Genomic DNA, 25,316 nt, shown 5'->3' with positions numbered 1-25,316 from the left:
CCTCTATATGAGATCCTCCCCTACTCCGGGCCGACTGGACGGCCTTTCACTGGCCGCTATTCTGGTCACGATCGTGTTCTGGGCGTCGGCCTTCGCGGGGATTCGCGCGGGACTGGAGGTCTTCTCGCCGGGGCACGTCACGCTGTACCGGTTTCTGGTCGCCAGTCTGGCGCTGGGGGTGTACGCGCTGATTGCGCGGATTCCGGTGCCTCCGCTCCCGGACCTGGGGCGGATCGCGGCGCTGAGTTTCTCGGGCATCACGCTGTACCACATCTGCCTGAATTACGGCGAGGTGAGCGTCCCGGCGGGCACGGCCAGCCTGATCATCGCGGCGGGGCCGGTCATCACGGCGCTGCTCGCCACGCGTTTTGGCGGGGAGCGGCTGAACGCGCTGGGGTGGGCGGGCACGCTGGTCAGTCTGGGCGGCGTGACCCTGATCGTGCTGGGCAGCGGTCAGGGCGTGAGTTTCACGCGGGGGGCGCTGCTGATCCTGGCGGCGGCGGCGTTTACCAGCGTGTACTTCGTGTTCCAGAAGCCGCTGCTGCGGCGCATGAACCCGCTGCACTTCACGGTCTGGTCGCTGATTCTGGGGACCGTGCCGATGCTGGTGTTCCTGCCGGGCTTCGGGGCCGAGCTGCGCGCCGCGCCGCTGCACGCGCACCTGGCGGTGGTGTACATCGGGTTGTTCCCGGGGGCGCTGGCGTACCTGACCTGGACGTTCGCGCTCTCGCGGGTGGGGGCGGGCGTGACCACGTCGTTCCTGTACGTGTCCCCAGTGTTCGCGGTGCTGATCGCGTGGGCGTGGCTGGGTGAACTGCCGACCCGGATCAGCGTGCTGGGCGGCGTGATTGCCGTGGCGGGCGTGGTGCTGGTGAACTCGCTGGGCCGCCCGGCGCCGCTGATTGCCCCCGAGCCTGCCCCAGTGCCTCCCCCCTTGCCCGCCCCCTTGCCCGCTGAGGCGCCGGACGCGCGGCCATGAGCGCCGGGGCGGAACTGCTGGGTGTGCAGGACGTGACGGTCCGCCTGGGCGGCGAGGTGATCCTGAGTGGCGTGACCCTGGACGTGCAGCGCGGCGAGTTCCTGGCCCTGATCGGCCCGTCCGGTGGGGGCAAGAGCACGCTGCTGCGCGTCCTGGCGGGACTGCTGAAGCCGGAGTCCGGCACGGTCCGGATCGGGACACCCCCGGCGCTGGTGTTTCAGGATTACCGGCTGCTCCCGTGGCGCAGCGCCCTGCGGAACGTGGCGCTGCCCGCCGACCTGGGAGCCGGGGGAGGCCTGCCGCCCGCCGAGGCGCTGAAACTGGTGGGCATGGAGCAGTACGGGGGGTATTTCCCGGCGCAACTGTCGGGCGGCATGCGGGCGCGGGTGGCGCTGGCCCGCGCGCTGGCGCAGAGCGGGGAGGTGCTGCTGCTGGACGAACCGTTCGCGGCGCTCGACGCGCTGGTCCGCGAGCGCTTTAACGCCGAGTTGCGCCACCTGCACGAGAAGACGGGCCGCACGACCGTGCTGGTCACGCACTCGATCCGGGAGGCGGTGTGGCTGGCCGACCGGGTGGCAGTCCTGCGCGGCGGGCAGATCGTCGAGGTGCTCGATACGCGCGGAGAGGGCCGCGTGAGTGCGTACACGGACGGGCTGGAGGCGCACCTGCGCTCGGTGCTGGGCACCGGGGACAGCACCCGCGTGCGCTCGGACGTGCCTGCCCCGCGCAGCGCCGGGTGGCTGCTGCCGCTGCTGGCGGTGGGGCTGGCGCTGGCCGGGTGGCAGCTGGGCGCGTCGGCGCTGGGGCAGCCGTTCCTGCTGCCCACCCCGGCCGCCGTGTGGCAGGAGGCGGCCCGCAGCGCTCCGGCGCTGGCGGCGGCGTTCTGGGTGACGGTCCGCACGGCGCTGCTGGGCACGCTGCTGGGCGCGCTGGGCGGCGTGCTGATCGGGTACCCGCTGGCAAAGTGGCGGGCGCTGGAACGCTTCCTGAGTCCGTTCATCGTGGCGTCGCAGAGTACGCCGATCGTGGTTCTCGCCCCGCTGCTGGTGTCGTGGCTGGGCTTCGGGTTCCTGCCGGCGGTGGTCGTGTCGGCCCTGAGCGCCCTGTACCCGATCATGGTGGCGACCCTGGTGGGCGTGCGCGAACTGGAAGCCACGTACCACGAGCTGTTCAACACGCTCCAGGCCAGCGCGTGGCAGCGGCTGCGGCGGCTGGAACTGCCGGGCGCCTTACCCGTCATGCTGGGCGGCCTGCGGCTAGCGGCCAGTCTGGCGCTGATCGGAGCGGTCGTGTGGGAGTTCGTGGACCCCAACCAGAAGGGCCTGGGCCTGTCGGTGCAGGTGGCAGGCGTGTACCAGAACAAGGCGGCGCAGTTCGCGGCCATCGCGCTGCTGATCGGGTACGGGGTGCTGGTGTACGCGCTGATCACGGGCCTGGAACGCCGCGTCATGCGGCGGCGGGGTCGGTAGGCGTTCACCCGGACCAGGGAGCGCGGCGGGCGCTACCCTGGGCCGCATGGACAGACCGCTGGTGTGTGTGGGGGCGCTCGTGTGGGGCGAAGGTGGCCGGGTGCTGCTGGTGCGCACCACGAAATGGCGCGGCCTGTGGGGCGTTCCCGGAGGCAAGGTCGAGTGGGGCGAGACGCTGCTGGACGCCGTGACCCGCGAATTCCGTGAGGAAGTGGGCCTGGTATTGCGGGACGTGCAGTACGCGCAGACGCAGGAATCGGTCCTGAACCCGGAGTTCCACAAGCCCGCGCACATGCTGCTGGTGGACTTCTTTGCCCGCACGGACGGGCACCAGATCACGCCGAACGAGGAGATCGAGGAGTGGGCCTGGGTGCACCTGCACTCGGCGCTGGACTACCCGCTGAACGGCGTGACGCGCACGCTGGTGGAACTGGCCCTGCAACGGGGCGAGCAGTGAGTCACCCCGGCGCGGCGCAGGGCCGGGGGACGGCGCTCGTCACGGGCGCGTCACGGGGCATCGGGCGGGCGCTGGCTGTCGCCCTGGGCGCCGAGGGGTTCGACGTGGCCGTTCACTACCGGGGCAGCGAGGCGGGCGCGCAGGAGACCGCGCGGCTGTGCCGCGAGTACGGAGTGCAGGCGGCCACGTTACAGGCGGACCTGACCGACCCGGCCCAGGCGCGCGCGCTGGTCCGCGCCGCCCACTTGAGCTTCCGGGGGTCGGGGCTGGCGGTGCTGGTGAACAACGTGGGCAACTACGTGAACCGGCCCCTACTGGACACTACCGACGCCGAGTGGGCCGAGATGCTCGGCAGCAATCTGACGGCCACCTTTGCCACCTGCCAGGAGGCCGCGCCGCTGCTAAGCGCGCGTGGCTGGGGGCGCATCGTGAACCTGGGGTACGCGGGGGCGTCGCTGAACGTGGCGCGGCCCGGCATCGTGCCGTACGTGATCGCCAAGGCCGGGGTGCTGCAACTGAGCCGGTCGCTGGCGGTGGTGCTGGCGGGCACGGGTGTCAGCGTGAACGTGGTCAGTCCCGGCGTGATCGAAACGAGCGTGAGTCAGCCGCTCGCGCAGATCCCGGCCGGTCGGCCCGGCACCGTGCCAGAACTGGTGCAGGCAGCCCTGGCGTTCGTGCGGGCCAGCGATTACCTGACCGGTCAGGAACTGGAAGTCGCGGGCGGCTGGAACCTCTGACACGGACTCCGATTGAATGGGCTGCAAAGCCCGTTCAATCCGAGCGGAGCGAGTGGGAGCAAATCGGGTTCCGGACGTGGAGCCGGCAATCCGGCGAAGTTCCGGGTTGTCGGCGAAACAAACGGAATCCGTATGATACGGATTCCGCTCCATTCCGCCACAGTTGGGAAGACAGCGCCCTCCATACCGCGAAACCCATATGTCGGCCCTACTCGCATCCGCCCATAGGGGGAGAACCGCCCCTGCAGGTCCGGGGTCAGCGGAGGTTCAGGACGGCGCGGGGCGTGGCGGGCAGCGGGGCAGCGGCACTCTTCCAGAGGGTCTGTCCGGTGGGGCTGGTCAGGGTCGCCTGCACGGTGTACGTGTGGCCCCCTTGCAGACGGACGGGGTTGAACACGATCTGATAGGGAGCGGGAAGGCGGCTGACCGGGAACCGGACGGTGACGAGCGTGCGGTCAGGCGCGGTGGTGTCGCGGAGGGTGACGGTGGCCTGCGTGCCGTCCGGGAAGCTCTGGCGGGTGTTCGTGGCGGTACGCAGTTGTCCGCGCAGTTCGTGCCAGCCGGTGGGAATGTCGCGGCTGGCCCCGGCGTCCACGGGGGTCAGGGTGACCTGTGCCAGGACCGGACTGAGGATGACGCTGCCCGCGCGGTTCTGGGCGTGGGCGATAGGAAACAGCAGGCTGGGCAGAAGCGCGGCGCGGAGCAGGGCAGCAGGCACCGGGACAGAGGACAGGGGACTTGTGAAAACCTTCATACCCACATGGTGCGCGTCCGACCTGCTTCATGCAAGACCCTGGCGCAAGGACGGAACAGCGGGTGTGCGGTAGCGCGGCGCCCCCGGGCGCTCATCTGGACGCTGCTCCGTTCGCCCGTGGATGGGCGGGTCGCCAATGAATCAGACGGGGTCCGGATCAGAGGCTTATGAGGCTTTGTCCGGCAGCGGCACTAGCAGCATCCTGCTGTACCCGGGCCGCAGCACCAGCAGCGACGCCTACGACATCGCGCTCATCAAGGTCAGCAGCCCCTTCACGCTGGGCAGCACCGTGCAGCCCGCCGCGCTGCCCAGCAACACCGTCGAGGCCATCGTGGACGTAAACGGCAGGAGCGCCACCGTCAGCGGGTGGGGCGAGACCGAAACCGGCGCCTCCAGCCCCACCGCGCTGCGCGAGGTGACCATTCCCATCACCCCCACCGGCAGCGACTGCGGCTCGCGTCCCGGCAACACCATCTGCGGCCGGTACGCCAGCGGCAAGGACTCCTGCAACGGTGACAGCTACGGCCCGGCCGCCTGCCGCGGCTACGGCGTGTACACCCGCGTCAACGGGTACATCAACTGGATCTACCAGCGGACCGGCGGACCGGCGTCGCCGCGCAGTAAACCCGAACCCCGCCACTCCTCTGCGCAGCGAACCCGGGGCTTTCCCGCCCGGGTTCGCTGTTCCCTGCCGGGCTGCCCCCCCCGCATCCGCGAGAATGGGGGCGTGCCTTCCTCCGTTCCGCTGACCAGTCACGCCCAGGCGACCGCGCACCTGTCACTGGACCCCGTTCTGGCCGAAGTGATCGCCCGCGTGGGTGAGCTACCGGTCCTGACGCCCACCCCGGACCCGTTCGGGATGCTGATCCGCAGCGTGACCGGACAGCAACTGAGCGTGAAGGCCGCCGCCAGCATCCACGCCCGACTGAGCACCGAACTGGGCGAGATCAGCGCCGACACACTGCTCGCCGCGAGTGGCGATACCCTGCGCGGCGCGGGCCTGTCGTGGGCGAAAGTGCGGACCGTGCAGGCCGCCGCGCAGGCCGCCCGGAGCGGCGCGGTGGATTTCGCCCATCTGGCCACGCAGGACGACGAGGACGTGATTGCGGCGCTGCTGCCGCTGCCGGGCATCGGCCGCTGGACCGCCGAGATGTTCCTGATGTTCGCCCTGGCCCGCCCGGACGTGTTCAGCCTGGGAGACCTCGCGCTGCGCCAGGGCCTGAGCCGCCTGCACCCGCACGAACCGCCCGCCGAGGTGCTGCTCCGCTGGAGCCCGTACCGCACCCTGGCCGCCCGTTACGTCTGGGCCGACAACGCCCGCGTGAAGGCGGGCGGCCAGCCGGTATGACGGGCGGGATGGGGTTGGTGGTCAGGAGCGTGTGCGTGGCCCCACCACCCACGTCACGCGGACTCCGGCAGCCTTGTCAAGAACCTCCTTCCTCCTGCTCCTTGCGCCACTGCTCGAAGGGAACGCGGTCAAGGGTGAAGGTGTCGCGGGTGTGCGCGTACGTGCCGCGCCCGCCCAGGCGGCCGATCAGGTCGAGGGCGGCGGTGTCCACGTAGTGCTTCTGTGCGTTTTGCACGGCGCCCGAGTGCAGGGTCAGGCCCAGTACCTCGCCCAGGATGATGCGGGTGCGGCCGATGATCAGGGTCTGCACCTCCCGGCACTCCAGCGCGGCGGGCGCGGCGGCCACGCGCGGCACGCGGACTTTCACGCCCGGCGTGAGGGTAATGCCCAGCGCGCCGGGTTCCGAGTGCCCGTACGGGAAGTCGGTGGCCGTGGCGTTCATAGCGTCGGCCAGGGCGGCGCTGACCATGTTCACGGTGAATTCCCCGCCGGATGGGATGTTCAGCGCCGTGTCCTTGGGCGTGCCGTCGGCGCGGTCACCGGGCGCGAAGGCCACGACGGGCGGATCGCTGCCCATCAACCCGAAGAACGAGTACGGCGCGAGGTTCACGTGTCCGTCCGCGCCGAGTGTGCCGACCCACGCGATGGGACGCGGGACGACGGTGGCAGTCAGCAGTTTGTAGCGCGCGGCGGCCGGCAGCGCGGTCAGGTCGAAGTGCTGCACGTCCGGCGGGGTGGGAGCCTGGGTCATGCGCGCAGCGTAGCGGTAACATGCCGGTCATGACTGAGCCTCAGCACACCCCGCCCGGCCCCGTCCCGTACCGCGAGGCGTACGCGCGGCTGTCGCGCATCGCGGCCGAACTGGAATCCGGCGAGGCTGACCTGGACCGCGTCCTGCCCCTGCTGGAGGAGGCGCGCGAGGCGTACGGGCAGTGCCGCGGGCGCATCGAGGCGGTGCGCAGTGTCCTGGCCGGCGACTGGGCAGACGGCGAACCAGACAGCGAGCCGGAGAGCGAACCGGACAGCGAATCCGGCGCTGAATAGGCCGCCAGCAGGGAGGCGAGAAACGGGTGGCGAATCCCCACGCCTATAACCCGTTTCTCGCCCGGATGGTGACCCAAACAGACGGCCGTCCGTGTCATACGGACTGCCGCCCCATTCCACCACAGTCGGAAAAGCGCCGCCTGCGGCTCCATACCGCCCAATCCGTATGCTGTTCCCACTCGCATCCGCTCGGAGTGATTCGGAAGTACGCCCAATCAATCGGAATCCGTGTCAGGTTGCGCCTGTGCGGGGGGGCGGCAGGCGTATCCTCTGACTTGATGAGTGAAGTCGCCCGCCCTGACCTGAACGGCTCCGGCTCTCCCGAGTCGGTGCATGACCCGCGCCCGGCCCCCCCGGAACCCGGCCCGCCCTCCGTCATTCCGGCCGTGTACCGCTTCGTGGTGAATGTGACGTACCTGCCGGTCCTGGCGAGCGGCATGCACCTGGAAGTACACGGCCGGGAGCATGTGCCGGTCGCGGGGACGCCGCTGGTCGTGGCGGCCAACCACGTGAGCAGCCTGGACCCGTTCCTGGTGGCGCGGGCGCTGCCGCACGGGCGGTTCATGCAGTTCATGGCGAAAAAGGAACTGTTCGTGCCGCTGATCGGGGACGTGATCCGCGCCGGCGGGTCGTTCCCGGTGGACCGCAGCGGCAACGACCTGGGCGCGGTCCGCACGTCCCTGCGGATCCTGAAGGCGGGCGGCACGCTCGGCATCTTCCCGCAGGGAACGCGCGGCGGCAGCGAACTGCACGGCGGGGCGGCGCTGATCGCCGCGAAGGGCCGCGCACCGCTCCTGCCGGCCGGGATCAGCCGCGACGGGAAACGCTGGATCGTGCGCTTCGGCGAGCCCATCTCGCCGCGCGGCGGGATCAAGAGTGTCACGGCAGAACTGGGGGTGGCGCTCTCGGCGCTGGCCACGCCGGTCGGCCGGGCGTACTGACGGTCCGGCGGGCCGGGGGCGGCGTGCGCTATGCTGGGCGGCGACGGCTGCGGGGGGAAATCCGGTGAGAGTCCGGTCCTGTCGCGCAAAGGTAACCCGCCCCTGGTGGCGGTCAAGGCCGAGCACCCCCGCCGTTCACGCCTGCCCGGCACCCGGGGGGCGTGTGGCATGACCTCTCGCGGAGCAGGGGGTACGCCGTGGTTGGCCCGCCCCTGGCGCGCGTCTGCCCACGGACTGCTGATCCCCGCGCCGCTCCATTCCGGGGCGGCGCTGTCGTTCCGGGCGGGAGGCGAGGAGCACCCCATGAACCGCACGTTTCTGATTGCAGCCCTGAGCGGCTTCCTGACCCTGGGCGGCGCGTCTGCCGCGACCTCCTACCCCCTGACTCTGAAAGACGACCTGGGCCGCACCGTGACCGTGAAGGCCGAGCCCCGGCGGATCGTGAGCATGCTGCCCAGCACCACCGAGACGCTGTGCGCCATCGCCGCCTGCGAGAAGCTGGTGGGCGTGGACACGTACAGCGACTACCCGCAGGCGGTCACGAAACTGCCCAAGCTGGGCGGCCTGTACGACCCGAACGTCGAGGCGATCATCGCGCAGAAACCGGACCTGGTGCTGGTCAGTCAGTACGGGAAGCTGGAGGGGCCGCTGACGCAGGCGGGCATCACGGTGGTGGCCGTGAACCCGGAAACGTACGACGAGGTGTTCAGCAAGACCCTGACCGTGGGCCGCATCGTGAACCGCGAAGCGCAGGCGCGGGCGCTGGTGACGCGCATGAAGAGCGACATCGCCCGCGTGGAGATCCTGACGAAGAACGTGGTGCGCAAGCCCACCGCGTACCTGGAGATCGACCCCACGCCGTACTCGGTCGGCCCGAACTCGTTCATGGGCGTGCTGCTGACCAAGGCGGGCGCGCGGAACATCATCCCGGCCAGCATGGGGGACTTCCCGAAGGTGGACCCGGAATTCATCGTGAAGGCCAACCCGCAGCTGATCCTGGGCGTGGACGCGAAGACGGCGGGCGCGCGGCCCGGCTGGAACAGCATCGGCGCCCTGAAGACCGGGCGGGTCGTGAACATCCCCGCCGAACTGAACACCATGCTGGGACGCCCCGGCCCGCGCCTGCCGCTGGCCCTGCGCGGCCTGGCGAAGATCGTTCACCCGGAACTGTTCAAGTAAGCGGTGAGCGTGATCACGCATGAACGCCGGAGCGCCGCCCGAACCGCGCTCCCCCTGAAAACCGCCGCCCTGGTACTGCTGCTGATCTCGGCGGTGGTGCTGGGCACCGGGCTGGGCAGCGTGAACGTGCCGCCCGGCGAGGTGCTGGGGGCGCTGTGGCGCGGCCTGACCGGTCAGGCCCTGGTGGGAAACGACGTGATCGTGTGGCAGATCCGCCTGCCGCGCGTGGTGATGGGCGTGCTGGTGGGCGCCAGTCTCAGCGTGTGCGGCGGCGCGTTCCAGGGCGTGTTCCGCAACCCGCTGGCCGATCCGTACCTGCTGGGCGTGGCGAGCGGCAGCGCGCTTGGGGCTACGATTGCCATCGTGGCCGGCTGGCCGCGCACCCTGATTCCCGTGACGGCGCTGCTGCTGGCGCTCGCAGCCGTGACCTGCACGCTGGCCCTGGCGCGCGAGGGCCGCCGCTTTCCGCCGAACCGACTGATCCTGGCGGGCGTGGTGGTGGGCAGCGTCCTGAGCGCGGCTACCACGGCCCTGATCCTGCGCGGCGAGGACCGCGCGCGTCAGGTGCTGGCGTACACGCTGGGCGACCTGGGCTTCAGCGGCTGGCCGGACGTGCTGACGGTCCTGCCGTACGCGGCGCTGGGCGGCGGGGCGCTGCTGCTGCTGGCGCGCGCGCTGGACACGCTGCAACTGGGGGAACTGACCGCCCGCAGTCTGGGCGTGCCGGTCGAGCGGTTGCGGCTGATCACGGTCGTGGCGGCCAGCGTCGCCACGGCGGGCGCGGTGGCGTACGTGGGCGTGATCGGCTTCGTGGGATTGATCGTGCCGCACGTGGTGCGCCTGCTGTTCGGCCCCGGGCACCGGACGCTGCTGCCGGTCAGTGCGCTGCTGGGCGGGGCGCTGCTGGTGTACGCGGACCTGCTGGCCCGCACCACGCCGCTGTCGCAGGTGGGAATCGTGACCACGCTGCTGGGCGGCCCGTTCTTCCTGTGGCTGCTGAGGCGGCAATCCAGTGAGTAGGGTCCAGTCAGGAGGATCCGGTCAGGAGGGGCCAGTAAGCAGGGCCATGCAGAGCCCGGCCAGTAGCCCGGACCGCCTGGAAGCGCACGACGTGCACGTGCAGGCCGGGTCGTTCCCGGCGGTGCGGGGCGTGAGCGCCACGTTCGCGCCGGGAGAGTTCACGGCCGTGATCGGCCCGAACGGCGCGGGGAAAAGTACGCTGCTGCGCGCCCTGATCGGCCTGACCCCCGTCACGCGCGGCGAGGTGCGACTGGCCGGCAAGCCGCTGCGAGGCTGGAGCCGCGCCGAGCGGTCGCGGGCGCTGGCGTTCCTGGCGCAGAGCGAGGGCCTGCCAGCCGCCGCGCGCGTGCGGGACGTGGTCGCCCTGGGGCGCGGCGCGGGCGACTGGCGCTTTGGCCTGCTGCCCCGGTCCCCCTGGACCGCCGAGGACGAGGCCGCCGTGGACGCCGCACTCGACCGCACGGACACCCGCCGCTTCGAGGACCGGCGCGTGTCGGAACTGTCGGGCGGCGAAGCGCAGCGCGTGGCCCTGGCCCGAGCCCTGGCCGCGCAACCCCGCTTCCTGCTGCTGGACGAACCCACCAACCACCTGGACCTCGCATACGCGCTGGACGTGGTGCGCTACCTGCGCTGCGAGGTGGCCGGGGGCCTGGGCGTCGTGGCGGTCCTGCACGACCTGAACCTCGCGGCCCGCGCGGACCGGCTGGTACTGCTGCACGCCGGGCAGGTCCTGGCGACCGGCACCCCGCGCGAGGTCCTGACGCCCGCGCACCTGCACGCGGCGTACGGGGTGCGGGTCAGGGTGGTGCAGGACTCAGACCGCCTGCTGGTTATCCCCGAGGATTAGAGACGATGCCAGCCAAGTACTTCCCCACCCACGGCCACCTGCTCGTCTGCCAGGGCCCCAACTGTCAGGCACGCGGGTCGGCGCTGCTGCACAAAGCCCTGTGGAACCACCTGGAACGCGAGTCCCTGGCGTACTACAAGCGGGGCGGCACGCTGCGCCTGACCGAGAGCGGCTGCCTGGGCTCGTGCAGTTTCGGCCCGAGCCTGTGCGTGTACCGCGCCGCGCCCGGCAGCGCGGGCCTGGAAGAAGCCTGGTACGCCGCCGTGGACTTCCCGCTGGCCGCCCGCATCGCGCAGGCCGTCCACGAACAGCGGCCCCTGCCCGCCGAGCATCAATACGGCCCAGAGTGATCCCCCGACGGAACGGTATGGACAGCATTCCACCGGAGTCCGCATCGAAGGGGGCCGCAGCCAGTCGCGCCGCGCCCCCCCTTCCTGCCGATTCGTTACTTGCCCGTATGTAGAGCCTGTTGACTCGGTTCTATTGACTCGGCCCTGTCAACTCGGCCGTATTGACTCGACCCTGTTTATTCGACGGTGACGCTCTTGGCGAGGTTGCGGGGTTTGTCCACGTCCTTGCCCAGCGCGGTGGCCGTGAAGTACGCCAGGAGTTGCATGGCGACGGCGTTCACGACGGGGCTGACCATCTCGTGCGCGCGGGGGACGTAGATGACGTCGTCGCCGTGGCGGGCGTTCTCGGTGTCGCCGTCGCTGAGCAGCAGGATGACCTTACCGGCGCGGGCGCGGACTTCCTGCACGTTGCTGATGGTTTTTTCCAGCAGGCGGCTCTCGGTGGCGATCACGGCGACCGGCAGGTTCTCGTCGATCAGGGCGATGGGGCCGTGTTTCATCTCGCCGGCGGCGTAGGCCTCGGCGTGGATGTAGCTGATCTCCTTGAGTTTCAGGGCGCCCTCGTACGCGGTGGGGCTGTTCACGCCGCGTCCCAGGAACAGATAGTCGCGGGCGTGTGCGTACTTCTCGGCGACTTCCTTGATGCGGGCCACGCGTTCGGGGGCCAGCGCTTCCTCGACCAGGCGGGGCAGTTCGCGCGCGGCTTTCAGGAGTTCGGCGCCCTGCTCCTCGCTGAGCGTCCCGCGGGCGCGGCCGAGCCACAGGGCCAGCATCAGGAAGGCGCTGACCATTGACGTATACGCCTTGGTGCTGGCGACGCCGATCTCGGGTCCGGCGTGGATGTACAGGGTGTCGTCGAGTTCGCGGGTCATGGAGCTGCCCTTGGCGTTGATGACGCCCAGGGTCTTGGCGCCGAATTTCTTGGCTTCGCGCAGCGCCTCGAGGGTGTCGATGGTCTCGCCGCTCTGGGACACGACGATGGCCAGGGTGTTCTCGCTGACCAGGGGGTCGCGGTAGCGGTACTCGCTGGCCACGTCCACCTCGACGGGAATGCGGGCCAGCTGCTCGATCAGGTACTCGCCGACCAGTCCGGCGTAGAAGGCGGTGCCGCACGCGATGATGCTGATTCGCTTGAAGCTGCCGGGATCGAGGTTGATGTCGAGGTTGACCTCGCCGGTCTCGTCGTGCAGGCGGCCGATCAGGGTGTTGGTGAGCGCCTGGGGCTGCTCGTAGATTTCCTTGAGCATGTACGTGTCGTACCCGCCCTTCTCGGCGGCCTCGGCGTCCCATTCGATGTGCTCGGTAGTGCGCGCCTGGGGGTTGCCGGCCAGGTCCATGACGCGGAAGCCGTCATCGCTCAGGACGACCATGTCGCCGTCGTGCAGGAAGACCATGTTGCGGGTGTAGGCCAGCAGGGCGGGTACGTCGGACGCCAGGAACATCTCGCCCTCGCCGACGCCCATGACGAGCGGGCTGACGGTGCGGGCCGCGACGATCTCGCGGTGATCGACGTGCGTGACGACAATGCCGTATGCGCCGCGCACCTGCGCGAGGGCCGCGCGGACCGCTTCTTCGAGGTTGCCCGCGTAGGCTTCCTCGATCAGGTGGGCCAGCACTTCACTGTCGGTTTCGCTCTTGAACTCGTGCCCGCGCTCCTGGAGGCGCTCTTTGAGGCTCAGGTAGTTCTCGATGATGCCGTTGTGAATGATGACGATGCGGCCGTCCTCGGTGGCGTGAGGGTGGGCGTTCGTGTCGTTCGGCAGGCCGTGCGTGGCCCAGCGGGTGTGCCCGATGCCCAGCGAGCCGGTCATGGGCTGGCCGTCCAGGAGGGAGCTGAGGTTCTCGAGCTTCCCGGCTTTCTTCTTCACGTCGATGCACTCGCCGTCATGGATGGCGATGCCAGCGCTGTCGTAGCCGCGGTACTCGAGTTTGGCAAGTCCGGAGATCAGGACCTGCTGGGCTTGACGGTGGCCGATGTATCCAACGATTCCACACATGATGACTCCGTCCCACCGGCGGCGCGGGGCCGGGCGGGGGTGCCTTTGATTTGTTGTGCGTCGTGCGCGGCCTTATGTCCACGTTGCCGTGGGGATTATCGCCGCGCTTCCCGCCCCGGTGTGGGGCGTCGGGTAGGCGCCTGAACGCGCGCCTGGAGGCATCCGCAGATTGCTCGCTGACCTCCACCTCGTCTCCCCCGCGTGTGTCGGGGGCCTTGCGCTGCCCTGTTGGTGTGAACCGGACACCAGCGGTTCACGCCGCAGCATAGCGCGGGCCGTGGGTAGACGCATGTGAGTGACTGCCGCCCGTGAGTACAGTACTCATGGAGCGGGGGGTGAGAGCGGCCACAGAGCTGCACGGGGCCGGGGCGGGACGGCAGCTGAAGAAAGGCCCAAGCCTGCGGCAGGCGGGCGCTGTGCCGGGCGGCCCGCGCGGAACAGACCGGGCGCGGCGGTCCTTGCTAGGATAGGTACGGACGTGCTTTGCCGGACCATGCGCGCGTCTGGCTCAAGCGCCCCGAAGAGCGCACGGCAGGGGCCGCCCCGCATCCGCTCTGTAGTCGCTGGGCCGCCAGACCCACGCAAGCACGCAAGTCAGCACGACCAGAGGACACCGTAACCACCATGCCTACGTACCTTTACAAGAACATCGAAACTGGCGAAGTCTACGAGTTGCAGCAGAGCATGCGCGACGAGGCCTACACCACTCACCCGGAAACGGGCGTGCCCGTCAAGCGGATCCTGGCGCGGCCCGGCATTGCCTTTAAAGGCAGCGGGTTCTACGTGACCGATTCCCGCCCCAAGGGCAGCGGCGAGGGCGGCGGCGGCGAGTGACTCCGCCCGGCACCCCGGCCCGCCCGGCACCCCGCACCGGACGGCTGGGCCTACGATTGGGCCTGCGGGGATTGGGCCTACGCGTGCTGGGCGCGGCGCTGCTGCTGAGCGGCGCGGTCGCCGGGGCGTACATCACGGGACGGGTCAGCGCCGAGCGGGCCCTGGTCACGCCGGACGAGGTGAACACCGTCGAGGTGGCTCAGAAAGCCATTCAGGCCGTGGTCCGCATCGACAACCGCCTGCAACGCGAGAGGTTGCAGGTCGGGGATGACCCCATCGACACCGGCACGGGCTTCTTCTACAAGAAGGACCTGATCGTCACGAACTACCACGTGGTGCAGTACCAGGAGTCCCTGACGGTCACGCTGTTCAACGGGCGGCGCGTCAGCGCGAAGATCGAGGGCATCGACCCCGGCATCGACATTGCGATCCTGCGCGTGACCGGCGTGACCGCGCCCGCCACCCTGAGTTTCGGGTCGAGCGCGCGCCTGATTCCGGGGCAGAAACTGCTCACCATCGGCACGCCGCTGCGGATTCAGAATTTCGTGGGCAGCGGCGTGTTCAGCGTGGCCGCCAGCGCCCGCGACCTGAACCGCAACGACGGCTTTGCCAACGAGGTCGGGCAGTACATCGTCACGACGGCCAGCATCCAGCAGGGCAACAGCGGCGGCCCGGTCCTGGATTCACGCGGGGCGGTGGTGGGCGTGGCCGACGCGAACGTGTCGGCCAACGGCTTGATTCCAGGCGTGATCGGCATTGCCGTGCCCGGTGATCTGGTCAAGCAGAGCCTGGACGACCTGGAGAAGATCGGGGTGCCGCAGCGTGGCACGCTGGGCGTGACCATGGTGGACCTGGACAACCTGGACCCGGCGCTGCGGCAACTGGCGGGCCTGAACAGCTCTGAGGGCGCGCTGGTGGACGAGGTTCCGGCCGGAACGGCCGCCGCCCGCGCGGGCCTACGCGGCAGCCTGCGCAACAGCAAGGATCAGCTGCTCGCGCCGCTGGGCGACATCATCGTGGCGGTGGACGGCCAGCGCGTGCGCGACTCCTTCGACGTGATCCGGCTGGTGGCCGCCAAGCGCCCCGGTCAGACCGTCACCCTGCGCGTGTGGCGCAACAAGAAGAGTGTGGACATGAAGGTCACGCTGCTCAAACGCACCCTGCAATAAGGGTTGGCAGTGAAGGATCGGTGGTTGATGGGCGGGCCATCCCCCGCTGTCAACCACCGATCTTTGACTCCTGATACGGACTGCGGCTCCATCACCTCATCCCGCCCTGCGCGTGTCAAGGCGTTCATCCACCCTTCAGACTTCCGGGGGGCGCTATGCTCTGGCCTGTCATGTACGTTGTCGTCGAAGGGCCCATCGGGGTCGGGAAAACAAGCCTCGCCGGACGCCTCGCCGCGCGCCACGGCGCCGAACTGAACCTGGAGATCGTCGAGGAGAACCCCTTCCTGGCGAAATTCTACGAGCAGCCTGAAGCGTTCTCGTTTCAGGTGCAGGCGTTCTTTCTGCTGTCGCGCTTCAAGCAGCTCTCGGCGCTGTGGCAGCCGGGGCTGTACAAGGGCAGCGTGGTCAGCGACTACCTGTTCGACAAGGACTTCATCTTCGCGTCCATGAACCTGCGCGACGCCGAGTTCGCGCTGTACGAGGACCTGTACTCGCACCTGTCGCCGCGCCTGCCCACCCCGGACCTCGTGGTGTACCTGCGCGCCGACACCGACGAACTGCTGCGCCGCATCGCGCTGCGCGGCCGACCCTTCGAGCAGGACATGCAGGCCGCGTACCTCGCGGACCTGACCGGCCGGTACGACGAGTACTTCCGCACGTACCCGCACCCGCACCTGACCATCGACGCGGCCGGCATCGATTTCGTGAACAACCCGGACGACGAACAGAACCTGATGGACCGCATCGACGGCGCCCTGCGTGACACGCAGGCGGCCGACTGATGTACCTCGCGATTTCCGGGAACATCGGCAGCGGCAAGAGCACCCTGACGCGCATGCTGGCCGACCGCTACGGCCTGCGCCCCGTGTACGAACCGCACGCCGACAACCCCTACCTGGAAGACTTCTACCGCGACATGCGGCAGTACTCGTTCCACTCGCAGGTGTACTTCCTGTCCCGCCGCCTGGAACAGCACCTGAATCTCGTGACCGGCGCCCGCTACGTCATTCAGGACCGAACGGTGTTCGAGGACGCCAACATCTTCGCGCGCAACCTGTTCGAGAGCGGGCAGATGGCGCGGCGCGACTGGGACACCTACCGCAGCCTGTACGAGGGCGTGCTGAGCGCCCTGCGCGTCCCGGACCTGCTGATTCACATCGACGCCAGCCTGCCCACCCTGAAACGGCGCATCGCGCAGCGCGGCCGCGAGTACGAACAGGCCATCCCCGACGAGTACCTGGGCGGCCTGAACCGCCTGTACGACAGTTGGGTCACGGGCTTCGACGCCTGCCCGGTCGTGCGCGTCCCCGGCGATCAGCTGGACTTCGTGGCCGACCCACAGGCCTTCGAGTGGGTGTGCGCGCGCGTGCAGGCCAACGGCTTCGGCCTGCCCCTGCTGCGCTGATCCGCACGCCCGTTGAACGGCTTGCGAGAACCGTTCAGCGCCCTTCGAGAGCTGTCCTGCGGGGCGAGCAGGAGCCACGAGGACTGCCTGATATCAAGTTGGCAACCCGGTGTGTTTCCGGGTAGAGAGCGAAAGAAACGGCAGTCCAGTCTGATACGGACTGCCGCTCCACAGCGCCACAGTCGGAAGGGCGCCGCCTGCGGCTCCATACCGCGAAACCCGTATGCTGTTCCTACTCGCGTCCGCTCAGATTGATTCAGAACTGCACCGAATCAATCGGAATCCGTATCAGGCGGGCTCAGGCCCACCATTCGTCATGGCGTGGCGCGGTACCCTGCACGGATGACGGCTTTGCATTCCGGCGCTTCCACGTACCGGCTGACCCGGCGGCTTGTGGGCCGGGTGGCGCTGATGGCCCTGATCTCGCCGCTCGCGGCGGCCACGGCCACGCCTCCCATCAGCCCGGAGATGGTGGGCTGCCCTACCGCGTGGACGGAACTGAACCCCGAGCAGTTGCGGGCCGCGCAGGTCAGCGTGCCGCGCGCGACGTTCAGTGACGCGCGCGGCGTGGCCGGCCGGTTCAGCGTGCGGGCCGGTGATCTGCTGCTTCAGGGCCGCAGCGTGCAGGGCCGCCGGTGCAGTTACCTGCTGCCCATCGGCGGCCTGCCGGATCAGGTGATGCGCGGGTTCCTGCCGGACACGCAGGTAGAGGCGCTGCCAGTCCCGGCGGACCTGCACGGCACGTGGGCGCGGGACGCCAACGCGGGCCTCACGGTCCGCCAGGGCGTGGGCGGCGCGCTGACCCTGAACGGGTCGGCCACGCACGCCGGAGCGGACGGCAGCGTGAACATGGGGAACCTGAACGGCCCGCTGCGCCGCCAGGAGGGAGCGTGGCCGCTGGCGTACAGCGACGGCGGGTGCAGCGTCCGCCTGCGGCCGGTGGGGCCGTGGCTGCTGGCCACCGACAACGGGCAGTGCGGCGGGTTGAACGTCCGCTTCGACGGGCTGTACCAGCGCGTCCACTGAGCGCTAAGCTCAGCCCGTATCATCCCCCCATGCGTCTTTCCGAGCTGGCCGCCCACCTGAACGTTCCCGCCCCCACCGAGCATCCGGAGGTGACGGGCGTCACCCACAACGCCGAGTGGGCGCAGCCTGGCTTTGCGTTCGTGGCGATTCGTGGCGCGAAGTTCGACGGGCATGACTTTATAGAAAAGGCGCGTGAACGGGGCGCGGTGGCTGTGCTGGGCGAGGGCCTGCCGGACGGCGTGAACAGCCCCCTGCCGTACCTGCGCGTCGTGAGCGCCCGCGCCGCGCTGGCCGACGCGGCGGCGGCGCTGGCCGGGCACCCCAGTCAGGCGCTGCGGGTGGTGGGTGTGACCGGCACGGACGGCAAGACCACCACCAGCTGGATCACGCGGCACCTGCTGCGCGCCGCCGGGCTGCGCACGGGCCTGCTGAGTACCGTCGGGTACGAGCTGCCGGACGGCGAGCTGCGGCACTTCCCGGCGCACTTCACGACGCCCGAGGCTCCGCAGGTGCAGGCCACGCTGGCCGACATGGTCAGGGCGGGCGCGGACGCGGCGGTGCTGGAGGCCAGCAGTCACGCCCTGGCCCTGGAGCGCGTGCGCGGCGTGAACTGGGACGTGGCTGTCTGGACGCACCTGAGCAGCGAACACCTGGATTTTCACGGCACGCTGGAGAACTACTGTGCCGATAAACGCCGCCTGATCGAGGCCGCGCCGTTCGCGGTCCTGAACGTGGACGACCCCTGGACGGCGCAGCTGCGCGGCGTGGCGCCCCTGGAAACCACCTACAGCGCCGAGGGCCAGCACGCCGACTGGCGAGCCACAGAGATCGAGGAACGCAGCACGGGCCTGCACTTCCACGTGATCAGTCCCCTGGGCGAGTTCGACGCGAACCTGCCCATGATCGGGCGTTTTAACGTCGCGAACGCCCTGGCCGCCCTGGCCGCGAGCGCGCACCTGGGCGCCGGCTGGGAGGCGCTGGCCGGGGGTCTGGCGTCGTTCAGGGGCGTGCCGGGCCGCATGGAACTCGTGCCGGACGGGCGCGGGCGGCGCGTGGTCGTGGATTTCGCGCACACGCCCGCCAGCCTCGAAAAGGCACTCGGGACGCTGCGGACCACCACGCCCGGCCGCCTGATCGTGGTCCTCGGCTCGGCCGGCGGCCCCCGCGATCCCGGCAAGCGCGCCCCCCTGGGCGAGGTCGCCACCCGCCTGGCGGATCACGCGGTCTTCACCGAGGAGGACTGCCGCGACACGCCCCTGGCCGACATCCTGAGTGAAATGGAACGCGGCGCGCGGGAGGCGGGCCGCGCGAACTTCGAGTCGGTCCCGGACCGCCGCGCCGCCATTCGCCACGCCACCGCCCTAGCACAGCCCGGCGACACGGTCCTGCTGGCTGGCAAGGGTCCCGAGGACACCCTGGAACGCGCCCACGAGACCCTCCCCTGGAACGAGACGCAGGAGGCCCTGGACGCCCTGAAGCTGATCTGATACGGATTCCGATTGATTCGGTGCCGTTCTGAATCAATCCGAGCGGATGCGAGTGGGAACAATATACGGATTCCGCGGCATGGAGCCGCAGGCGGCGCTTTTTCGACTGTGGCGCAGTGCTGCGGAATCCGTATGACCGGGTGCCCAGCGACAGGGTATGCAGGCGGCATGCGTCCCCATATGGACTGCGTTTGTTTCGCTAGCAGGTCCGAAACCCGCTTGTGCTCCCACTCTCTTCGCTCGGATTGAAGGGTCTTTGCAGCCCATTCAACCCGGAGTCCGTATCATCTGTGCGTCCTGACCCTGCCGTGCCTGCGCTCGCAGATCTGCTTCGACCCGCCCGCAAGTGGGTACTGGCCTACGCCACAGCGCGGATGCCCGCCTTCCCGGCCACGCGGCACACTCATGACAGCCCGGTTCAGGGAAAGGAGGCGACCATGCCCGCACGGACCAGCACATCCACACCCGCCACCACCAACACGCCCGGAGGCCCGCTCGCCTCCCACCCCCACTGAAAGCCATCCCCACTAAAAGAGAGCCCCGACATGAACGGCAAACACCTCGTGAAACTCGGCCTGGCAAAGAAAGCCATCGCCCTCGCCCAGACCGCCGCCACCACCCGCGAAAGCGCGGGCCTGAGCCGCGACGACATCCTCAACGAACTGCGCGCCGTGCAGCAGAATCCCGCCGCGTACGCCGCAGGCGGCGTGTACGCCCCCCTGGCCGCCGAACTGCTGTCGCAGCAGGCCATCATCGACGCCCGCCGGGCCAGCGACCTGCGCGCCCAGCCCCTCCCCTACCCCACCTGGGGCGCCGACCTGATCGACCCCGGCGCACACCGTCAGATGGACGTTGCCATGCGCCTGCCCGTCAGCCGCGCCGGCGCCCTGATGCCCGACGCGCACGTCGGCTACGGCCTCCCCATCGGCGGGGTCCTCGCCACCGAGAACGCCGTCATCCCCTACGGCGTCGGCGTGGACATCGGCTGCTCCATGATGCTGTCCATCCTGCCCATCCAGCCCGACGCGCTCCACACCGACGAAGCCACGACCCTCCTGCTGAAACACACCCGCTTCGGCGCGGGCGTCGCCTTCGAGAAACGCGACCGCCAGGACCACCCCGTCCTGCACGAACCCACCTGGCAGCAGCAACCCATCCTCCAACACCTGTTTGAAAAGGCCGCCACGCAGATCGGCACCAGTGGCAGCGGCAACCACTTCGCCGAATTCGGCACCCTCACCCTCCCGCAAAGCGACCTGGGCCTCGACGCCGGACCGTACCTCGCGCTGCTCACCCACAGCGGCAGCCGGGGCTTCGGCGCGCAGGTCGCCGGGCACTTCACCACCCTCGCCGAACGCCACCACCCGACCCTTGCCCCGGAAGCCAAGAAACTCGCGTGGCTTCCCCTCGACCACGAAGACGGACAGGCGTACTGGCAGGCCATGAACCTCGCCGGCCGCTACGCCCTCGCCAACCACCACCTCATCCACGCCCGCCTCGCCCGCGCCCTGAACGTCACCCCCCTCACGCAGATCAGCAACAGCCACAACCTCGCCTGGAAACAAACCGTGAACGGCCAGGAACGCATCATCCACCGCAAAGGCGCCACCCCCGCCGCCCCCGGCCAGCTCGGCCTGATCCCCGGCAGCATGGCCGACCCCGGCTACGTCGTTCGCGGCCTCGGCCACGCAGGTGCCCTGCAAAGCGCCAGCCACGGCGCCGGCCGCCAACTCGGCCGCAAAGCCGCCACCAGCACCCTCAACAAGAAAGACGTCCAGGCGTACCTTGCCCAGCGCGGCGTCACCCTCATCGGCGGCGGCATCGACGAAGCCCCACAGGCGTACAAACGCATCGAGGACGTCATCGCCCGGCAGGCGGACCTCGTGAACGTCGTCGCCAGCTTCCAGCCTCGCGTGGTTCGCATGGACAGCGGGAGTGAGGACATCTAGAAGTTGGGGTGCGCCTGGCGGCGAGCTTCCTACGTGCTTCCCCACCCCCCAGCCCCCTACCCCGGGGGGGCAGGGGGAGCCGTCGTTGGCACTGGGCAGGTATTTCGCTCAAGTGGTCGGCAGGCATGGGGCGGGGACGGCCACGCCTCACACGCCATCCTCTGATGTCGCGCCGTTCGCCCCGCGCGCTGCGCGCACGACGGGCCGCGTCGCCACGGCAACTGTATGGCCCCAACTCTTGGTGCGTTCCGGCAGGTTCTACTTTTCTGGCTTCTGCAAAAGCCTGATTGTCAAAGTCGATCAGCGGAATTCGGTCAGTTACCTGACCAGTTTTCGCAGATCACCACCGGCCGTCGTGCGCGCAGCGCGCGGGCCTATCCGGGGGGCGGCAGGATGGCGTCGAAGCCGGACACGTCACTGGCCACAGCAAGCACGCCGCAATAGTCAAATCTCTTGCCCAGTGCAACGCCGGCTCCCCCTGCCCCCCTGGGGGAGGGGGCTGGGGGGTGGGTAGGCCCGCCGCCAGGCGCCCACCTTCCAACCCACCCATCACACCTTGATTAACTACAGCCAGTACCTTTACTATAGTTAACAGATGCCACTGACCGAGACTGAATCCGCCCTGCTCGCCCTGATCCGCGAGACCCCGCTGGCAACCCCGGAGGAACTGGCGCGCCGCCTGGGGTCCACGCGGGCGTCGGTGAACGTGCACGTGAGCAACCTGGTGCGCAAGGGGGCACTGCTGGGGCGCGGGTACGTGCTGCCGGTGCAGGGCGGGCCGGGGCGCGTGGTGGTGGTGGGCGGCGCGAACGTGGACGTGAAAGCCCGGACCCTGCATGCCGCCGTTCCCGGGACGAGTAATCCGGGTGTGACAGTGCAGGCGGCGGGTGGCGTGGCGCGGAACGTGGCGGAGAACCTGGCGCGATTGGGCGCGCCGGTGTCGCTGATCAGCGTGGTGGGCCGTGACGCGCTGGGTGAGGGGCTGCTGCGGGCGACGGAAGCGGCGGGCGTGGACGTCCGGCCGGTCCTGCGGGCGGCGGGCGTGACGACGGGCACGTACACGGCGGTGCTGGACGCCAGTGGTGAGTTGCTGGTGGCGGTCGCGGCGATGGAGGCGATGGAGGCCTTGACGCCGGCGGTGTTGCAGGAGCGGCGGGGTGCGCTGCGCGGGGCGGCGTGGGTGGTCGCGGACGGGAACCTGCCGGAGGGGTCGCTGGCGCACCTGCTGTCGCTGGCGGCGGAGGCGGGCGCGCCCGTGGTGTTCGAGCCGGTCAGTGTGCCCAAAGCGGCCCGGTTGCGTCCCGCGCTGGCAGCGGGCCTGTGCCCGTTCGCGGTGACGCCGAACGTGCCGGAACTGGCGGCGCTGCTGGGCCGGGACGTGCCGGACACGCTGGAGGGTGTGAGCGTGGCGGCGGCTGAGTTGCGGGCGCTGGGCGTGACGCTGGTGTGGGTGCGGCGCGGCGCGAGCGGCAGTGTGCTGTCCGGCCCGGACGGCGTGCATGAACTGCCGGCCCTGCCGGCGACGGTGCGGGACGTGACAGGCGCAGGCGACGCGATGCTCGGGGCGTTCCTGGCGGCCCTGGCGTCCGGCGTGCGCCCTTTGGAGGCGGCGCGGCGGGGGCATGCGGCGGCGGCCATCACCATCGAGAGTGATCACGCGGTCTCGCCTGCCCTGAGCCCGGCGGCCATTACGGCGCGGCTGGAGGGCGCGTAGCAGCATACGGTCCCCCGCTCTCCAGTTTCCTTCGCAGGTCCTTTTCTTCCTGTCTCCTGTCCCCTTTCCCCGGATCAATGGTCCGCTGATCCACCTGAGGTTCCCTATGACACACCAGATTGATCCGTCCGTCGCTCCTTACCTTGACCTTCACCCCGAGGTGGCCGCCGCGCTGGCCGCCGGGCAGGCCGTGGTGGCGCTGGAGAGCACCATCATCAGTCACGGCATGCCGTTCCCGCAGAACGTGGATATGGCGCGCGGCGTGGAGGACGTGGTGCGCGCACACGGCGCGGTTCCCGCGACCATCGCGGTGCTGGGCGGCCGCCTGAAGGTGGGCCTCACGCCCGACGAACTGCACCTGCTGGCGACGGATAAGGGCGTGGATAAGATCAGCACCCGCGACCTGCCGGTGACCGTGGCCCTCGGACGGCACGGCGCGACAACCGTGGCGAGCACCATGCGGATCGCCTCTCTCGCCGGTATCCGCGTGTTCGCCACGGGCGGCACGGGCGGCGTGCACCGGGGCGCGGGCAGCTCCATGGACATCAGTGCGGACCTGCTGGAACTGGCCCGCACGGACGTGTGCGTGGTCAGCGCGGGCGTCAAGAGCATCCTGGACATCGGCCTGACGCTGGAGGTCCTGGAAACGCAGGGCGTCCCGGCTATCACGCTGGGCGGGACGGAATTCCCGGCGTTCTACTCGCGCCAGAGCGGTTTCACGTCCCCCCTGAGCGTGCAGACGCCGGCCGAGGCCGCCCGCGTGCTGAAGGCGAAATGGGATCTGGGCCTGTCGGGCGGCGTGATGCTCGCCAACCCCGTTCCCGAGGGGGCCGAGATCCCGGCGGCCGAGATCACGCCGCATATCGAACAGGCCCTGCGTGACATGGACGCCCTGGGCCTGACGGGCAAGGACACCACGCCGTACCTGCTGGGCCGCATCGTGGAAATCACGGGCGGCCGCAGCCTGGACACCAACATCGCCCTGGTACGCCACAACGCCATGGTGGCCGCGCAGGTGGCCGTAGCGTACGCGCAGCTGGGTTGATGGTTAATGGTTAATGGTTAATGGTTGATGGTTGATGGAGTGGGGAGTGCCCCGTCCATCAACCATCAACTTTCGACTTTCAACCTTTACGCGGGTTGTGCGCCTCCCAGGGTGCGGCCTTCGCCGTGCTGCTCGGCCTGCACGTCGGCGTTCACGGGGGGCAGTTGCTCGCCGTTCAGGATGCGGGTGAGGCGGTCCATGTCGAGTTCGTTCTCGCTGCGGGCGACGACGAGGGTGGCGACGCCGTTGCCGATGATGTTGGTGATGGCGCGGCCCTCGCTCATGAAGCGGTCGATGCCGAGGATCAGGGCGAGGCCCGCGACGGGCACGGTGCCCAGGGCGGCCAGGGTGCCGGCCAGAACCACGAAGCCGCTGCCTGTGACGCCGGCGGCGCCCTTACTGGTCAGGAGCAGGATGCCCAGCAGCGCGAGTTCCTGCGCGAACGACAGGTTGGTGTTGGTGGCCTGCGCGATGAACACGGCGGCCATGGTCAGGTAGATGCTGGTGCCGTCGAGGTTAAACGAGTACCCGGTGGGCACGACCAGACCGACGACGCTCTTGTTCGCACCGGCGTTTTCCAGTTTGGTCATCAGGCGCGGCAGGGCACTCTCGCTGGAGCTGGTGCCCAGCACGAGCAGCAGTTCTTCCTTGATGTAGCGCAGGAACTTCCACAGGCTGAACCCCGCGAGTCTGGCAATGATGTTCAGCAGGACGAACACGAACAGGGCGCAGGTGAGGTAGAAGGTGCCCATCAGGTACGCGAGCTGCTGGAGGCTGCCGACGCCGTACTTGCCGATGGTGAAGGCCATCGCGCCGAACGCGCCGATCGGGGCGAGTTTCATGATGAAGCCCAGGATGACGAATACCATGGCACTGAGCGAGTCGATGCCTTTCAGGATGCGCTGGCCGGTGTCACCCATGCGGATCAGGGCGAAGCCGCTGAGCAGCGCGATCAACAGGACCTGGAGCAGGTCGCCCTCGGTGAACGCACTGACGAAGGTGGTAGGAATGACGTGCAGCACGAAGTCCGCGACGGTCTGCTCACCGGCGGCGTCGGTGTACTTACTGATGCCGCTGGTGTCCAGGGTGGCGGGGTTGATGTTCATGCCGCGTCCGGGGCCGACGAGGTTCACGACGACCAGACCGATCAGCAGGGCGGCGGTGGTGACGACCTCGAAGTACAGCAGGGCCTTGCCGCCCACACGGCCGATCTTTCTCGTGTCGCGCATGCTGGCGACGCCGCTGACGACCGTGCAGAAGATGATCGGGCCGATGACGACCTTGATCAGTTTGATGAAGCCGTCCCCGAGGGGCTTGAGCTGTTCCCCGACGCTGGGGAAGAAGTGCCCGACGGCGACGCCGATCACGATGGCGATCAGAACCTGGGCGTACAGACTGCGGAAGATCTTGGGCATGCGTGGAGTCTCCTGGAATGGGGGGTGGGCGGCTGGAGCGGCCCGCCGCGCCGGTGGGGCAGCGCGGGCCGGGTTCAGACGGAATGACGGTGACCCTGCGGCGGTGCAGGGCAGTGCGGGTGGGGTTGGTGCGGGTGGGGATTATGTTGC

General features: G+C 69.5%; 24 protein-coding genes. 20 read left to right on the top strand and 4 right to left on the bottom strand.

All coding sequences use genetic code 11. The features are described 5' to 3' along the window. Positions 1 to 7: 7 nt before the first annotated feature. The 4 genes from QZ271_RS03280 to tmpR are packed head-to-tail and all read left to right on the top strand — an operon-like array spanning position 8 to position 3,642. A complete protein-coding gene (locus QZ271_RS03280; RefSeq protein WP_291428927.1) occupies positions 8 to 979 on the top strand; it encodes a DMT family transporter in 972 nt (323 codons plus the stop codon). Further along, positions 976 to 2,448, top strand: a complete 1,473-nt coding sequence (locus QZ271_RS03275; protein WP_291428925.1) for an ABC transporter permease subunit — start codon at positions 976 to 978, stop codon at positions 2,446 to 2,448. The genes QZ271_RS03280 and QZ271_RS03275 overlap by 4 nt, the downstream gene beginning before the upstream one ends. Positions 2,449 to 2,494: 46 nt before the next feature. Next, the gene (locus QZ271_RS03270; RefSeq protein ID WP_291428923.1) at positions 2,495 to 2,905 is read left to right on the top strand and encodes an NUDIX domain-containing protein; all 411 of its coding nucleotides are present in this window, start codon (positions 2,495 to 2,497) and stop codon (positions 2,903 to 2,905) included. Further along, positions 2,902 to 3,642 (top strand): bifunctional dihydropteridine reductase/dihydrofolate reductase TmpR, encoded by a 741-nt coding sequence (tmpR, locus tag QZ271_RS03265; protein ID WP_291428921.1) that lies wholly within the window; start codon positions 2,902 to 2,904, stop codon positions 3,640 to 3,642. Before QZ271_RS03270 ends, tmpR begins: the two co-directional genes overlap by 4 nt. Positions 3,643 to 3,898: 256 nt before the next feature. Here the strand turns inward: tmpR and QZ271_RS03260 are convergent, their stop codons facing one another. After that, a complete protein-coding gene (locus QZ271_RS03260) occupies positions 3,899 to 4,396 on the bottom strand; it encodes a YbaY family lipoprotein (RefSeq protein WP_291428920.1) in 498 nt (165 codons plus the stop codon). Positions 4,397 to 4,571: 175 nt separating this feature from the next. Between QZ271_RS03260 and QZ271_RS14505 the strand changes: the two genes are divergently transcribed. Further along, a complete protein-coding gene (locus QZ271_RS14505; RefSeq protein WP_367114297.1) occupies positions 4,572 to 5,744 on the top strand; it encodes a trypsin-like serine protease in 1,173 nt (390 codons plus the stop codon). 76 nt (positions 5,745 to 5,820) lie between these two features. On the opposite strand, the gene QZ271_RS03245 is transcribed toward QZ271_RS14505, so the two are convergent. Continuing rightward, the gene (locus QZ271_RS03245) at positions 5,821 to 6,495 is read right to left on the bottom strand and encodes a flavin reductase family protein (RefSeq protein WP_291428918.1); all 675 of its coding nucleotides are present in this window, start codon (positions 6,493 to 6,495) and stop codon (positions 5,821 to 5,823) included. 29 nt (positions 6,496 to 6,524) lie between these two features. Between QZ271_RS03245 and xseB the strand changes: the two genes are divergently transcribed. From xseB to QZ271_RS03215, 6 genes are all read left to right on the top strand, one after another. Continuing rightward, entirely contained in the window at positions 6,525 to 6,788 is a 264-nt protein-coding gene (gene xseB / locus QZ271_RS03240) for an exodeoxyribonuclease VII small subunit (protein WP_291428916.1), read from the top strand. Positions 6,789 to 7,066: 278 nt separating this feature from the next. After that, on the top strand, positions 7,067 to 7,729 hold the full coding sequence (locus QZ271_RS03235; RefSeq protein ID WP_367114296.1) for a lysophospholipid acyltransferase family protein: 663 nt from the start codon (positions 7,067 to 7,069) through the stop codon (positions 7,727 to 7,729). Positions 7,730 to 8,032: 303 nt separating this feature from the next. Continuing rightward, on the top strand, positions 8,033 to 8,908 hold the full coding sequence (locus QZ271_RS03230) for an ABC transporter substrate-binding protein (RefSeq protein WP_291428914.1): 876 nt from the start codon (positions 8,033 to 8,035) through the stop codon (positions 8,906 to 8,908). 9 nt (positions 8,909 to 8,917) lie between these two features. Then, a complete protein-coding gene (locus QZ271_RS03225) occupies positions 8,918 to 9,928 on the top strand; it encodes an iron ABC transporter permease (protein WP_291428912.1) in 1,011 nt (336 codons plus the stop codon). A gap of 46 nt (positions 9,929 to 9,974) precedes the next feature. Then, a complete protein-coding gene (locus tag QZ271_RS03220) occupies positions 9,975 to 10,775 on the top strand; it encodes an ABC transporter ATP-binding protein (protein WP_291428910.1) in 801 nt (266 codons plus the stop codon). A 5-nt stretch (positions 10,776 to 10,780) separates the two neighbouring features. Continuing rightward, on the top strand, positions 10,781 to 11,125 hold the full coding sequence (locus tag QZ271_RS03215) for a (2Fe-2S) ferredoxin domain-containing protein (RefSeq protein ID WP_291428908.1): 345 nt from the start codon (positions 10,781 to 10,783) through the stop codon (positions 11,123 to 11,125). Positions 11,126 to 11,301: 176 nt separating this feature from the next. Here the strand turns inward: QZ271_RS03215 and glmS are convergent, their stop codons facing one another. Further along, positions 11,302 to 13,122 carry a glutamine--fructose-6-phosphate transaminase (isomerizing) gene (glmS, locus tag QZ271_RS03210; protein WP_291428907.1) on the bottom strand — a complete coding sequence of 607 codons (1,821 nt, stop codon included), beginning with the start codon at positions 13,120 to 13,122 and terminating at the stop codon, positions 11,302 to 11,304. A 624-nt stretch (positions 13,123 to 13,746) separates the two neighbouring features. On the opposite strand from glmS, the gene QZ271_RS03205 reads away from it, so the two are divergent. The 9 genes from QZ271_RS03205 to QZ271_RS03165 all read left to right on the top strand — a co-directional run bounded on the left by QZ271_RS03205 (position 13,747) and on the right by QZ271_RS03165 (position 23,751). Further along, positions 13,747 to 13,956 (top strand): FmdB family transcriptional regulator, encoded by a 210-nt coding sequence (locus QZ271_RS03205; protein WP_291428905.1) that lies wholly within the window; start codon positions 13,747 to 13,749, stop codon positions 13,954 to 13,956. Positions 13,957 to 14,027: 71 nt separating this feature from the next. Beyond that, positions 14,028 to 15,125 (top strand): S1C family serine protease, encoded by a 1,098-nt coding sequence (locus tag QZ271_RS03200; protein ID WP_291428942.1) that lies wholly within the window; start codon positions 14,028 to 14,030, stop codon positions 15,123 to 15,125. Between the two features lie 170 nt (positions 15,126 to 15,295). After that, complete coding sequence (locus QZ271_RS03195; protein ID WP_291428903.1) at positions 15,296 to 15,907, top strand: deoxynucleoside kinase; 612 nt, start codon at positions 15,296 to 15,298, stop codon at positions 15,905 to 15,907. Continuing rightward, positions 15,907 to 16,530, top strand: a complete 624-nt coding sequence (locus tag QZ271_RS03190) for a deoxynucleoside kinase (protein ID WP_291428902.1) — start codon at positions 15,907 to 15,909, stop codon at positions 16,528 to 16,530. The genes QZ271_RS03195 and QZ271_RS03190 overlap by 1 nt, the downstream gene beginning before the upstream one ends. Before the next feature lie 342 nt (positions 16,531 to 16,872). Beyond that, positions 16,873 to 17,556: a hypothetical protein gene (locus QZ271_RS03185; RefSeq protein WP_291428900.1), complete on the top strand. Its 684-nt coding sequence runs from the start codon at positions 16,873 to 16,875 to the stop codon at positions 17,554 to 17,556. A 29-nt stretch (positions 17,557 to 17,585) separates the two neighbouring features. Then, positions 17,586 to 19,043, top strand: a complete 1,458-nt coding sequence (locus QZ271_RS03180) for a UDP-N-acetylmuramoyl-L-alanyl-D-glutamate--2,6-diaminopimelate ligase (protein WP_291428898.1) — start codon at positions 17,586 to 17,588, stop codon at positions 19,041 to 19,043. Between the two features lie 545 nt (positions 19,044 to 19,588). Then, positions 19,589 to 20,992: an RtcB family protein gene (locus QZ271_RS03175; protein WP_291428897.1), complete on the top strand. Its 1,404-nt coding sequence runs from the start codon at positions 19,589 to 19,591 to the stop codon at positions 20,990 to 20,992. Positions 20,993 to 21,587: 595 nt separating this feature from the next. Beyond that, complete coding sequence (locus tag QZ271_RS03170) at positions 21,588 to 22,706, top strand: carbohydrate kinase (protein ID WP_291428896.1); 1,119 nt, start codon at positions 21,588 to 21,590, stop codon at positions 22,704 to 22,706. A 106-nt stretch (positions 22,707 to 22,812) separates the two neighbouring features. After that, positions 22,813 to 23,751, top strand: a complete 939-nt coding sequence (locus QZ271_RS03165; RefSeq protein WP_291428894.1) for a pseudouridine-5'-phosphate glycosidase — start codon at positions 22,813 to 22,815, stop codon at positions 23,749 to 23,751. Between the two features lie 86 nt (positions 23,752 to 23,837). Here the strand turns inward: QZ271_RS03165 and QZ271_RS03160 are convergent, their stop codons facing one another. Beyond that, positions 23,838 to 25,166: a dicarboxylate/amino acid:cation symporter gene (locus QZ271_RS03160; RefSeq protein ID WP_291428893.1), complete on the bottom strand. Its 1,329-nt coding sequence runs from the start codon at positions 25,164 to 25,166 to the stop codon at positions 23,838 to 23,840. Between the last annotated feature and the right edge of the window lie 150 nt (positions 25,167 to 25,316).

This window comes from Deinococcus sp. (genome assembly GCF_018260555.1).
Taxonomy (GTDB): domain Bacteria; phylum Deinococcota; class Deinococci; order Deinococcales; family Deinococcaceae; genus Deinococcus.
The sequence above is the reverse complement of the archived record's forward strand: the minus strand, read 5'-3'. Positions and strand labels throughout refer to the sequence as shown.